Raw genomic sequence first — 12121 nt, 5'->3', positions numbered from 1 at the left:
CTACGTGCGAGCGGGGTCGTCGACCTTCGTCAGGGAAGCGAGCAGCTCCATGAGGTCGGTGCAGTCCTCGAGCGTGCGGCAGGCCGCCGCGAGTTCGTCGGCCCGATCGGGAGGCAGCACCCGCCGGGCGTTGTCGTGGAACTTGGCGGCCAGCTCTTCGAACGAGAGCGGTCGCTGCGGGCCACCGCGGTTCGTGAACACCTCGGCCACCACCTCGCGGCCGTCCTTGAGCCGCGCCGTGAGCACCGCGGGGAACTGGTGCGGGAAGATCTCCGTGCACCGCTCGTCGGCCGTCACGTCCACCTTCGCCATCAACGCTCTTCGCTCGGGGTCCTGCGCGAGTTCGTCGGTGTAGTCGTCGAGCCCGGCACCGAGACCGGAGCCGCCCAGCAGGCCGAGCACGACCGCGTAGGGACCGCTGAACTGGGCCATGTAGCCGGTCTGCGGCGTCCGCTTCACCTCGATCGGCTCCCCCACCGTGCGCAGGTTCTGCGCCGGTACGCCGAGCTGGAGCGAGACGATGTCCTCGACCCGTACGCCGTCCGCGCGCAGCTGCGCGGCGGCGTCGACGGCCGCGTGCGTGAAATGGTTCGCCGGGTAGGGCTTGAAGAAGATGCCCGGGACCGACCACTCGGTCCCCAGCCCGTCGACGATGGCCGCCGGGTCGAAGATGCCGTGCAGCCAGGCCTGGAAGAAGCCGAACCGGCCCTCGAGCACCGTGGGCGGACCGGTCAGGCCGAGCTTGACCAGCTCCGCCGCGGAGACAGCCGCGTGCGCCGCCCACCCGCAGTGGATCCGCTTGACCGTGCCGCCGGTGCGGTTGGCCTCGATGATGCCCGAGGCCAGCGAGGCCGTGACGCCGAGCGCATCGACGACGGCTTGCTCATCGCCACCGGCGAGCAGCGTCGCCGCGACCGAGGCACCCATCGCGCCGCAGATCGACGTGGCGTGCTGGCCGTGCTCGAAGAAGACGGAATTGTTGCTCGCCTGGTCGTAACCGGCCATGCCGAGCCGGACGCAGATCTCGATCCCGATCGCGACCGCCCGGATGAGCTCACGACCGTCCGCGCCGGCACGCTCGGCGGCGGCCAGTGCCGCAGGGACGACCGAGGCGCTCGGATGAAGGACCGACGGCAGATGGGTGTCGTCATAGTCGAGGGAGTGAGCGAGGACCCCGTTGACGAAGGCGGCCATGTTGGCGGGCAGCCGGCCGGGCACACCGACGGCCGAGGCGGCGCCCGTCCCGCCCTGGCTGGCGGCCCACTCCCGCGCGGAGCGGCTGGTTTCGAGCGTGCTGGCGGCGGCGGCGATGCCGAGGATGTCGAGCACCCGCATCTTCACGCTCTCCACGACCTCGGCCGGGAGGTCGTCGTAGGACGTGCCGGCCGCGAAGGCGCCGAGCTGCTGGGCCAGGGTCTGCTCGCTCACGCGGTACGCACCGCCAGCGGGCGCACCGGCGACCCGGTCGCGCCGTAGATGTTGAGCGGCACCAGCACGAGCGTGAACTCCGCCCACCCGCGGCCGGCGAGCTCCTCGAGGTCGAGCGCCTCGATGAGGTAGATCCCGCTCTCGACGAGCAGGACACGGTGTGCCGGCAGCAGCGCGTGCCCACCGCCGGGCGCGAGCCGCTCGAACGCGATGGTGTCGGCGCCGGCGGCGTGGATGCGCCGCTCGGCGAGCCACTGAGCGCCGGCCTCGCCGACCCCCGGGACCCCGGACGGCCCGCCCACGTAGGCGCCGCCCTCGGCGAACTTCGTGCCCCAGCCGCTGCGGATGAGCACCACGTCTCCCTCACCGACACCGCCGTCCGCGTTCTTGGCGGCCGCTTCCAGGTCGCCGACGGTGATCTCGTAGCCGCCGTCGAGGCAGCCGACTCCGTGCAGTCCCGCGATGTCGAGGAGCACACCACGGCGGATCATCGGCGCGATGGAGTGAACGCCGAGCGCGTCGTACTTGCCACCGACCCCGGCCTGCATCGCGTCGACGCCGCCGAACATGAGCCCGTCGTGCGAGACGTGCGCCAGCGCGTCGATGTGCGTGCCCACGTGGCAGCCCATCGTGATCATGTCATTGGCGGCGCTGCCCCCGTCGGCACGCGTCATGTCGCCATGGCGGCGCGGCAGGGTGTGCCAGAACTGGGGGTGGTTCGGGGACTGGGGCATGCCGACCCGCAGCTGTCGTCCCAGGTCGACCACGTCCAGCCCGCCCTGAACCGCGCTGAGCAATGCATCGGTCATCGGATGATCCCACTCTCCTTGAGCTCGGCGATCCGGCCGGCCTCGAGGCCGGCCTCGGTCAAGACTTCGTCGGTGTTCTCGCCCAGCCCGCGGCCGGTGAACCTGATCGCCCCCGGCGAAGCGCTCATCCGCCACATCACGTTGTGCTGCAGCAGCGGCCCGAAGTCGGCGTCGTCGACCTCCAGCAGCATCTGCGTCTCCCGCACGTGGGGATCCTCGACCAGGTCGCGGGCGTCGTAGACGGCGGCGATGGCGGCACCGGCCTCGGTGAAGGCGCTGATGACCTCGTCACGGCTGCGCTGCGCGATCCAGCTGCCGACGTAGTCGTCGAGCAGGTCGACATGCGCCGCCCGGCCGCCGCCGGTGGCGAACCACGGTTCGCTGATCACCTCGGGATGGCCGACCAGCTCCAGCACCCGTTCGGCGATCCGCTGGGCGCTGGTGGAAACGGCCACCCACCCGCCGTCCGAGGTCCGGTAGGTGTTGCGCGGCGCGTTGTTGGTCGACCGGTTGCCATGGCGCTGCTCGACCTCGCCGAGCTGCTGGTAGATCGTCGGACCGGGCCCGACGGCTGCCATGATCGGCTCGAGCAGGCTCATGTCGACGACCTGTCCCTCGCCGGTCCGGTCGCGGTGGCGGAGCGCCATCATCACGGCCGACGAAGCGGCGATCCCGCAGATGCTGTCGGCCAGGCCGAAGGCCGGCAAAGTCGGCGGGCCGTCGGGCTGCCCGGTCAGCGAAGCGAAGCCGCTCATGGCTTCGACGAGCGTGCCGAAGCCGGCCCGGCCTGCGTAGGGACCGGTCTGGCCGAAGCCGGTGAGCCGCACGAGCACCAGCCCGGGGTTCTCGGCGAACAGCGCGTCGGGGCCGATGCCCCACCGCTCGAGGGTCCCCGGACGGAAGTTCTCGACGACGACGTCCGCCGTCTTCGCCAGAGCACGGAACACCTCGCCGCCGCGCTCGTCCTTGAGGTCGAGGGCGACGGTCCGCTTGTTGCGGCTGATCTCCTTCCACCACAGCGGGACGCCGTTCTTGCTCCGGCCGTGGCCGCGCATGTTGTCGCCGTTGCGCGGGTGCTCGATCTTGATCACGTCGGCACCGAAGTCACCGAGGATCTGACAGCAGAACGGGCCCGCCAGGATCGTGGACACGTCGAGCACGCGTAGTCCGTCGAGAGCTGCCGCTGAAGCCACTCGAACCTCGTTCCGTCAGAAGAAACACTCCATCTGGCGACGACTGTAGCCGGAACGGGCGTCCACCTGAAGAGGTCGAGTCGAATCTGCGGACATTGAGGCTATCCCCACATGCAAGCCCGACCAGACCGCTGTGATCACCCGCGGTCGGATCAATGACTTCCCTGTCGATCACGTTCCGCTTGCCGGAACGTCGATGGGCGAGCACCCCGGCGCCGGTAGGTGATCGAGCGGCAGGCCCACCACTTGCGCGGCCGGCGACCGGGAGGTGCGGCGGCTCGACGGCGCCGGCCTCGTCTGGCCGGCGCGCCACGGAGCCGTACTGGTCCGGCGGTGTCCGGAGGGAAGGAGAAGGACGGCCGCGCCGGGGCCTCGGCGATCCGGTGTCCCAACGGGACGAAAATCGTCGGCGCGGCCTTGTCTCACAACGGGATCATGGCTCCCGGCAGAGCTGATGACGGGGCGATCGCAGCGCGACGCCGAGCCTCGCGCGTGTCGCAGCGAGGCCGGCTACGTGATCGGGCTCCAGCGTCTGGTCGCCGGCGACGGCCGGAGTCGCGCGAAACGATCGGAAGGTGTGTCGCACTCGCGGGACGGGGCCGGGCTCGGGAGTCACCCTTCCCCCGTCCGGGGCTTGAGTGCCGCGGCAGGTGCGGGGACGGGCGGCTCCTGAACGAAGCCCGCTGTCGAGCCGCGGCGTGACCTCGTCCGTGCCGACCTCGGTTCAGCCCGCCGTTAGGCCACGGCGATCCACCGATGCGGCCGGTCGCCGCAACTTCAACCCGACCGGCTCGACGCCGCCGGCGAACCCGGGGCGTCGATCAGGTCGCCAGGGTGGAAAGCCGGTGTTTACAGGTCCACGTTTCGGTACAGCGAGCCGACCTCACCGCGGTTGAGCCTGCGGATCGTGCCGGGACGCTGGGCGCCCAGCTGCACGTCGCCGATCGCCGTGCGCACGAGCTTGCGCACGGGGTGGCCGGTCGAGGCCATGAGCCGGCGCACGATGTGCTTGCGGCCCTCGTGGATCACGAGCTCGATCATGCTGCGGCCGGAGTGCATGTCCTTCACGCGGAACTGGTCGACCTTCACGATGCCGTCGGGCAGCTCCCAGCCCGCGCGCAGCTCCTTGCCGAGCCCGCGCGGCACGAGACCCTCGACCTCGGCGAAGTAGGTCTTGAGCACGTTGTACGACGGGTGCATCAGCCGGTGGCCGAGGTCGCCGTCGTTGGTGAGCAGGAGCAGGCCTTCGGTGTTCTCGTCGAGCCGGCCCACGTGGACGACGCCGGGGGTCTCCTCCCAGCGGCCGCGCAGGTAGTCGCCGACGCACGGGCGGCCGCGGTCGTCCGACATCGTCGAGTGCACGCCCTTGGGCTTGTTGAAGGCGAGGTACACGAGGTCGTCGCGCAGGTTCACGCGCGTGCCGTCGACGTGGATCACGGCCTCGACCGGGTCGACGCGGCGGCCCAGCTCGGTGACGATCTGGCCGTCCACCTCCACCCGGCCCTCCACGATCAGGTCCTCGGCCGCGCGCCGCGAGGCGATGCCGGCCTGGGAGAGGACCTTCTGCAGCCGGACGCCGTCGGGGTGCTGGTCAGATGTCATCGATGGTGTCCACTTCGGGTAGCAGCGGAGCGATCGGGGGCAGGTCGTTCAGCGACGACAGCCCCAGTCGCTCCAGGAACAGCTCGGTCGTCACGTACAGCGTGCCCGTCGTCTCCGGGTCGGTGCCCATCTCTTCGATGAGGCCGCGGGCCAGCAGGGTGCGGATCACGCCGTCGACGTTGACCCCGCGCACCGCGGCGACCCTGGCCCTGGTCACCGGCTGCCGGTACGCGATCACGGCGAGGCTCTCCAGCGCGGCCCGGGTCAGCTTCGACCGCTGGCCGTCGAGCAGGAGCTTCTCCACGAACGGGGCGTACGTGTCCCTAGTGTAGAACCGCCACCCCTCACCGACGCGCCGCAGGTCGATCCCGCTGCCCCGCTCGGTGAGCCGCTGCGCCATCGTCCGCAGCGCGACGGTGACCCGCGCCACCGGCTGATCCACGGTGTCAGCCAGCATCTGCTCCCCCGCCGGCGAGTCGACGACGAGCAGCAGCGCCTCGAGCGCGGCCTCCAGCGCCTCGTCGGACGTCACGTCGGGCAGGTCGCTGACCGGCTCGACACCCTCCTCCGGCTCGAGCTGCTCGGCTCCGACTGCCGGGGCGACCGGCTCGCCCTCGCCCGATTCGGCTTCGGGGCTCTCGGTGGCAGAGTCGGTTTCCCGCTCGGCGGGCTCGGCTTCCGGCTCGGCGCTCGCCTCGACGGCCTTGGGTTCCAGCTCAGCGCTGGGCTCGGCGGGCTCGGCTTCCGGCTCGGTGGGCTCGGGCTCCCGGTGCGCCTCGCTCGCCGCGGTGTCGGCGTCGGCCCGGACCTCGGTCGCCTCGGCGGCCTCGGGTTCCGGCTCGGTTTCCGCCTGACCTTCGGTCGCCTCCGGCTCGGCCTCCTCCGCGCTCGCCTCGGCCGCCTGCGGGGTGCTGTCGCTTTCGGCCGCTTCGCCGGGCGAAGCCTCGGCGGAGTTCTCCTCCCGCGGCGAACCTTCCGGCGCGGCACCGTGTTCGGGCGGCTCGGACACCGAGGTCTCCGTCGGCACGACCTCGTCGAGGTCGATCGCTTCCACGGCCGGCGCGCGGTCGTCTTCGGTGCTCACCCGTACTCCTCTTCGTCGGCCGCGGCGCGGTCGTGTTCGGCGGCGACCGAGGCCTCCGCGACGCTGCCGCCGGTCCAGCGCACGTGGAGCTCGGCGAGCGCCTCGAGCTGTTCGAACTGCACCGTCGACTCGCGGTACAGCTCCAGCAGCGCGAGGAACCGCGCGACGATCTCCACGGTGTGCTCGCAGTCCTCCACGAGCTCCTTGAACGTGGCCTGCCCCGCCTCCGCGAGCTTCACCCGCAGCAGCGCCGCGTGCTCACGCACGGACACGCGGCCCATGTGCAGGTGCGCCAGCGACACCGTCGGCGGCGGCTTGGGCTTGAAGACCGAGACGGCGATCTCCGCGAACTTCTGCGGCGTCACGCCGAGCATCACCTCGGGCAGCAGCCCGACGTAGCGCTCCTCCAGCGCCACCGAGCGCGGGTAGCGTCGCAGCGCGCCCTGTTCCAGCTCGCCGAACAGCGCCGCCACCTGCTTGTACGCGCGGTACTGCAGCACCCGCGCGAAGAGCAGGTCGCGGGCTTCCAGGAGTGCGAGGTCGTCCTCGTTCTCCACCTCGGCCGACGGCAGCAGCCGCGCGGCCTTGAGGTCCAGCAGGGTCGCGGCGATGACCAGGAACTCCGTGGTCTCGTCGAGATTCCAGTCGGACCCGAGCGCACGCGTGTAGGCGATGAAGTCGTCGGTGACCGTGTGCAGCGCGACCTCGGTGACGTCGAGCTGGTGCTGCGAGATCAGCTGCAGCAGCAGGTCGAACGGCCCCTCGAAGTTCTTGAGGCGCACCTTGAACTTCGAGGTGCTGAGCTCCTCGGCGTAGCCCGCCGGGATCGTCCCGCCGTGCACGGTCTCGTGCTCGACGGGCTTCTCCTCCGCACCCGGCGTCTCTTCCGGGAGCGGAGTCCCACCCGCCGACTCACTCTGGGCCGCGGTCTCGGCCGGGTCCTCAGTCTCGCCCGGGCCCGAAGTGTCGTCCGGGACCGGAGTCTCGTGCTGGATCGGCGTCTCGGTACCCGGGGCCGCGGCGTCCGGCTCCGGCTGCTCGGCCGATGCCGGTTCGTCCATCAGCCCTCGGTTCCGCCTTCTTCTTCCATCGCCTGCAATCGCTGGACCAGCACCGACTCTTCACCACGCTGGTCGAAGTCCGCGATCAGCACGGCCACCGCCTCGCGCACCAGGCGGCCGCGGTCGACCACGAGGTTGTGCTTGGCCCGCAGGTTCAGCCGGGTCTGCTCCATCGCGAGCAGCTCGTCGCCCGAGACGTACACGGTGATCTTCGCGTCGTGCTTCGTGCGGCCGGAGCCGCTGCGCGCGGCGGCGCGGCTGAGCTGGTCGGCGTCCGCGCTCTTCTTCGGGAGCGGTTCGGCCGGGGCGGGCGCCGCCGGGCGGTCGAGTGCCGGGCTGACAGGACTGGAGGTGAGGCGGAAGAGTTCCGACGCTCCGGGCAGGGAAGCGCGCCTGCTCACCGAGCGATCACCTCGCGAGCCAGCGCGCGATAGGCTGCCGCGCCGGCCGACTTGGGGGCCCAGGTCGTGATCGGCTCACCCGCGACTGTCGTCTCGGGGAACCGCACGGTGCGGTTGATCACCGTGTCGAACACGATGTCGCCGAATGCCTCCACCACGCGAGCCATGACCTCCTTCGAGTGCAGGGTTCTCGGGTCGTACATCGTGGCGAGAATCCCCGTGATGTCCAGTTTGGGGTTGAGGCGTTCCTGCACCTTCTCGATCGTGTCGATCAGGAGCGCGACGCCTCGCAGACTGAAGAACTCGCACTCCAGGGGGATGATCACACCGTCCGCGGCGGTCAATGCGTTCACCGTCAACAGGCCGAGCGAGGGCTGGCAGTCGACAAGAACATAGTCGTAGTCGTTCATGACCGGACGAAGGACCCGTAACAACGTGTGTTCGCGCCCTACCTCTGCGACGAGCTGGACCTCCGCCGCGGACAGGTCGATGTTGCTCGGCAGCAGGTCAACGCCGTCGACGCGGGTTTTGCGGAGCACGTCCTCGATGCCGACGGAGCGCTCCATGATGACGTTGTAGACCGTCTGGTCCAGCTCGTGCGGCTGGATGCCGAGACCCACCGACAGGGCGCCCTGCGGGTCGAAGTCCACGAGCAGCACGCGACGCCCGCACTCGGCGAGCGCCGCACCCAGGTTGATGGTCGACGTGGTCTTGCCGACGCCGCCCTTCTGGTTGCACATGGCGAGCACCTTGGCCGGGCCGTGGTGGTCCAGCGGCGCCGGTTCGGGGATCTCGCGCAGCGGCCGGCCGGTGGGGCCGATGCCGCTCTCTTCGCGCTCCTTCGCGCGCGCCCGGGCTCTCTCGGCGCGGCTCAGGCGCGGGCTGTCGGACGGTTCGTCGCCGTCGTGGTTCGCGGGGGTGGCGATGTGCGCCTGGGAGAGGCTCGCCGCGGCCGAACCGGCGGACGCGGCCGGGCGCTCCGGCTGGTTCGGTGTCGACATGGCGGGAAAGCTCCTTGTTTCGGCGTCGGAGGCAGCCTATGCGGGGAGTCGGAGCCCCGGCAAAGCGCCGCGCCGGGCCGGGCGCGCGAAGTCACCACTGGTGGCTGATGCCCTGAGGACCGGTCAGCCCAGTGCGCGCGGGTGCGCCGTCGCGTACACCTCGCGCAGCGTATTGACCGTCACGAGCGTGTAGACCTGCGTCGTCGTCACCGAGGCGTGGCCCAGCAGCTCCTGCACCACGCGCACGTCGGCGCCGCCTTCGAGAAGGTGCGTGGCGAACGAGTGGCGCAGGGTGTGGGGCGAGACGTCGGCGGTGATGCCCGCGCGTTCGGCCGTGTCCTTGAGGACCTGCCACGCGCTCTGCCGGGAAAGCCGGCTGCCGCGCACGTTGAGGAACATCGCGGACGTGCCGCGCCCGTGCGCCGCGAGCACCGGGCGGGCCCGCACGAGGTAGGCGTGCAGCGCCTCCACCGCGGGGCGGCCGATCGGGACGAGCCGCTGTTTGCCGCCCTTGCCGTCGAGCAGCACGGTGCGGTCGGTGTCGTCGACGTCGTCCACGTCGAGCCCCACGGCTTCGGAGATCCGGGCGCCGGTGGAGTAGAGCAGTTCGAGCAGCGCCCGGTCGCGCAAGGCGCGCTCGCCGTCGGGCGGCGGGGTCTCGAGCAGCTTGAGGACGTCGGTCACGGGCAGCGCCTTGGGCAGCCGCTTCGCCGCGGCCGGCGGGCGGACCTCGCGTGCGGGGTCGTGCTCGGTGATGCCGTCGGCGTGGGCGAACTTGTGCAGCCCGCGCACGGCGACCAGCGCCCGCGCGGCCGAGGACGCGGCGAGCGGCCGGTGCTCCTCGTCGCCTTCGCGCAGGGCCGCGCCGAACGACGTGACGTGCGCCGGCGTCACGTCCGGGAACCGCGTGACGTCCGCGGCGGCGAGGTGCGCGGCGTAGCGGCGCAGGTCGCGGGCGTAGCTGTCGAGCGTGTTGCGGGCGGTGCCGCGCTCGACCACGAGGTGGTCCAGGTACGCGGCGATCACGTCCCCCACCGCCGTCCTGCCCGTGCCCGTCACGGGGTCACACTCTAGGCCGCCGGGCCGTCCGTGCCCGCCGACGCGCGGCGGGCACGGACGGGCAGATCAGCCTTCCGCTCGGCGCCGGGCGAAGCGGGTGGGCCGGTCGCGCCACGGGGCGTCGGCCGGACGGGCCTTGGCCGCGCCGGTGAGCACCGCGTGGGCGGCCAGCACACCCGAGACGGTCGCGCCGTTCACCAGCTCACCCGAGAGCGCCATGGCGACGGCTTCGGCGAGCGGGAACTTCTTCACCACGAGGTCGGCCTCCTCCTCGCCGAGCACCTCGCGGTCCACTTCGGACAGACCGCGTGCGAGGAACACGCGCACGACCTCGTCGGTGAACCCGGGCGAGGCGGCCACGTCCACGAGCGTCGACCACTCGTCCGCCGCCAGCCCGACCTCCTCCACGAGCTCGCGCTTCGCCGCGTCGACGGGGTCCTCCCCCGGCTTGTCGATCAGGCCGGCCGGCAGCTCCCACAGCCGGTGCCCGAGCGGGTGCCGGTACTGGTGGACCATCGTGACCGCGGCATCGACACCACTGCCGTCGAGCGCCAGGATCGCGACGGCACCGAGGTGCTCCACGACCTCGCGCTTCGCCGTGCCGCCGCCGGGCATCACCACGTCGTCGACCCGCAGGCCGACGACGCGTCCGATGTGGACGACCTCGCTGCCGGCGACCGTGAACTCGTGCGTGCCGGGCTCGGTCACCGGGCCGCCACGGGCGCCTCGGCGAGCTCCACCGGCAGCCGCTCGGCGACCTTGCGGTCCACCACGGCCTTCACGAACGCGCTGAAGAGCGGGTGCGGCCGCGTCGGGCGGCTCTTGAGCTCCGGGTGCGCCTGCGTGCCGACGAAGAACGGGTGCACGTCGGCCGGCAGCTCCACGAACTCGACCAGGCGGTCGTCGGGCGAGGTGCCGGAGAAGACGAGCCCGGCGTCCGACAGCTGCTTGCGGTAGGTGTTGTTGACCTCGTAGCGGTGGCGGTGGCGCTCGGAGACCTCGGTGCTGCCGTACGCCTTCGCGACCTGCGAGCCCGGCTTGAGCTTCGCCGGGTACGCGCCCAGGCGCATCGTGCCGCCCATGTCCCGCTCGCCCGCGACCACGTCACGCTGGTCGGCCATCGTGGAGATCACCGGGTGCGTGGTGTTCTCGTCGAACTCCGCCGAGTTCGCGTCCTCGATGCCCGCCAGGTGCCGCGCGCCCTCGATGACCATGCACTGCAGGCCCAGGCACAGCCCGAGCAGCGGCACGCCGCGCGTGCGGGCGTACTCGATGGCGCCGACCTTGCCCTCGATGCCGCGGATGCCGAACCCGCCGGGGATCAGCACGCCGTCCACATCGGACAGCACCGAAGCGGCGCCCGACGCGGTCTGCGCGTCGTCCGAGGCGACCCACACGATCTCGACCTTGGCGCGGTGGGCGAACCCGCCCGCGCGCAGGGCCTCGGTGACCGACAGGTACGCGTCGGGCAGGTCGATGTACTTGCCCACCACGGCGATCCGCACCGTCTCGCTCGGGTTGTGCACCCGGTTGAGCAGGTCGCCCCACACCGTCCAGTCGACGTCGCGGAACGGCAGCCCCAGGCGGCGCACCACGTAGGCGTCGAGCGCCTCGCCGTGCAGCACCTTGGGGATGTCGTAGATCGAGCGCGCGTCCGGGCAGGCGATGACCGCCTCCGAGTCGACGTCGCACATCAGGCCGATCTTGCGCTTGAGGTCCTCGGGGATCTCCCGGTCGGCCCGGCAGACCAGCGCGTCGGGCTGGATGCCGATGTTGCGCAGCGCGGCCACGGAGTGCTGGGTCGGCTTGGTCTTGAGCTCACCCGACGGCGCCAGGTAGGGCACGAGCGACACGTGCAGGAAGAAGCAGTGGTCCCGCCCGACGTCGTGGCGCACCTGGCGGCACGCCTCGAGGAACGGCAGCGACTCGATGTCGCCGACCGTGCCGCCGACCTCGGTGATGACCACGTCCGGGGTGTTCCCGTGCTCGTCCGGACCGGCCGCGGCGGTGATGCGCGACTTGATCTCGTCCGTGATGTGCGGGATGACCTGGACCGTGTCGCCGAGGTACTCGCCGCGGCGTTCCTTGGCGATGACCTCCGAGTAGACCTGGCCGGTCGTGACGTTGGCCTTGCCGTCGAGGTCCCGGTCGAGGAACCGCTCGTAGTGCCCGATGTCGAGGTCCGTCTCCGCACCGTCGTCGGTGACGAACACCTCACCGTGCTGGAACGGGTTCATCGTCCCGGGGTCGACGTTGAGATAGGGGTCGAGCTTCTGCATCGTGACGCGAAGCCCGCGTGCGGTAAGGAGCTGGCCGAGGCTCGAGGCCGTCAATCCCTTACCGAGAGAGGAGGCGACGCCTCCGGTGACAAAGACAAACTTGGTAGCCCGCGACTGATGTCCCACGGGCCGCCAGCATATCGCACGCACGCCGATCCGCTCGTTCACGCCCGTTCCCGGCGCGGCGCCGATGACGCTGACCAC

At 71.3% G+C, this 12121-nt stretch carries 11 protein-coding genes; all 11 read right to left on the bottom strand.

Annotated elements, in window-relative coordinates:
* The gene (locus AB0878_RS44590) at positions 1 to 1428 is read right to left on the bottom strand and encodes an MmgE/PrpD family protein (protein ID WP_366588507.1); all 1428 of its coding nucleotides are present in this window, start codon (positions 1426 to 1428) and stop codon (positions 1 to 3) included.
* Positions 1425 to 2237 (bottom strand): cyclase family protein, encoded by an 813-nt coding sequence (locus AB0878_RS44585; protein ID WP_220241920.1) that lies wholly within the window; start codon positions 2235 to 2237, stop codon positions 1425 to 1427. The genes AB0878_RS44590 and AB0878_RS44585 overlap by 4 nt, the downstream gene beginning before the upstream one ends.
* Positions 2234 to 3430, bottom strand: coding sequence for a CoA transferase (locus AB0878_RS44580; RefSeq protein ID WP_220241921.1), 1197 nt, complete (start codon positions 3428 to 3430; stop codon positions 2234 to 2236). Before AB0878_RS44580 ends, AB0878_RS44585 begins: the two co-directional genes overlap by 4 nt.
* Before the next feature lie 849 nt (positions 3431 to 4279).
* On the bottom strand, positions 4280 to 5032 hold the full coding sequence (locus AB0878_RS44575) for a pseudouridine synthase (RefSeq protein WP_220241922.1): 753 nt from the start codon (positions 5030 to 5032) through the stop codon (positions 4280 to 4282).
* A complete protein-coding gene (gene scpB, locus AB0878_RS44570) occupies positions 5022 to 5747 on the bottom strand; it encodes an SMC-Scp complex subunit ScpB (RefSeq protein WP_366588567.1) in 726 nt (241 codons plus the stop codon). The genes AB0878_RS44575 and scpB overlap by 11 nt, the downstream gene beginning before the upstream one ends.
* A gap of 365 nt (positions 5748 to 6112) precedes the next feature.
* Entirely contained in the window at positions 6113 to 7177 is a 1065-nt protein-coding gene (locus AB0878_RS44565; RefSeq protein WP_366588503.1) for a segregation/condensation protein A, read from the bottom strand.
* The gene (locus AB0878_RS44560) at positions 7177 to 7578 is read right to left on the bottom strand and encodes a cobyrinic acid a,c-diamide synthase (protein WP_366588501.1); all 402 of its coding nucleotides are present in this window, start codon (positions 7576 to 7578) and stop codon (positions 7177 to 7179) included. Before AB0878_RS44560 ends, AB0878_RS44565 begins: the two co-directional genes overlap by 1 nt.
* On the bottom strand, positions 7575 to 8579 hold the full coding sequence (locus AB0878_RS44555; RefSeq protein WP_366588498.1) for an AAA family ATPase: 1005 nt from the start codon (positions 8577 to 8579) through the stop codon (positions 7575 to 7577). The genes AB0878_RS44560 and AB0878_RS44555 overlap by 4 nt, the downstream gene beginning before the upstream one ends.
* Before the next feature lie 123 nt (positions 8580 to 8702).
* Positions 8703 to 9605: a site-specific tyrosine recombinase XerD gene (gene xerD, locus AB0878_RS44550; protein ID WP_366588564.1), complete on the bottom strand. Its 903-nt coding sequence runs from the start codon at positions 9603 to 9605 to the stop codon at positions 8703 to 8705.
* Positions 9606 to 9704: 99 nt separating this feature from the next.
* Positions 9705 to 10346, bottom strand: coding sequence for an NUDIX hydrolase (locus AB0878_RS44545; RefSeq protein WP_366588496.1), 642 nt, complete (start codon positions 10344 to 10346; stop codon positions 9705 to 9707).
* Positions 10343 to 12043, bottom strand: a complete 1701-nt coding sequence (locus AB0878_RS44540) for a CTP synthase (protein ID WP_366588494.1) — start codon at positions 12041 to 12043, stop codon at positions 10343 to 10345. Before AB0878_RS44540 ends, AB0878_RS44545 begins: the two co-directional genes overlap by 4 nt.
* Positions 12044 to 12121 lie beyond the last annotated feature (78 nt).

This window comes from Amycolatopsis sp. NPDC047767 (assembly GCF_040704195.1).
GTDB lineage: Bacteria > Actinomycetota > Actinomycetes > Mycobacteriales > Pseudonocardiaceae > Amycolatopsis.
The sequence above is the reverse complement of the archived record's forward strand: the minus strand, read 5'-3'. Positions and strand labels throughout refer to the sequence as shown.

Bases quoted from the DNA above. Each gene is read 5' to 3' on its own strand.
- AB0878_RS44555 (WP_366588498.1), bottom strand. From the start codon at position 8,579: ATGTCGACACCGAACCAGCCGGAGCGCCCGGCCGCGTCCGCCGGTTCG.
- AB0878_RS44565 (WP_366588503.1), bottom strand. From the start codon at position 7,177: ATGGACGAACCGGCATCGGCCGAGCAGCCGGAGCCGGACGCCGCGGCC.
- AB0878_RS44575 (WP_220241922.1), bottom strand. From the start codon at position 5,032: ATGACATCTGACCAGCACCCCGACGGCGTCCGGCTGCAGAAGGTCCTC.
- AB0878_RS44585 (WP_220241920.1), bottom strand. From the start codon at position 2,237: ATGACCGATGCATTGCTCAGCGCGGTTCAGGGCGGGCTGGACGTGGTC.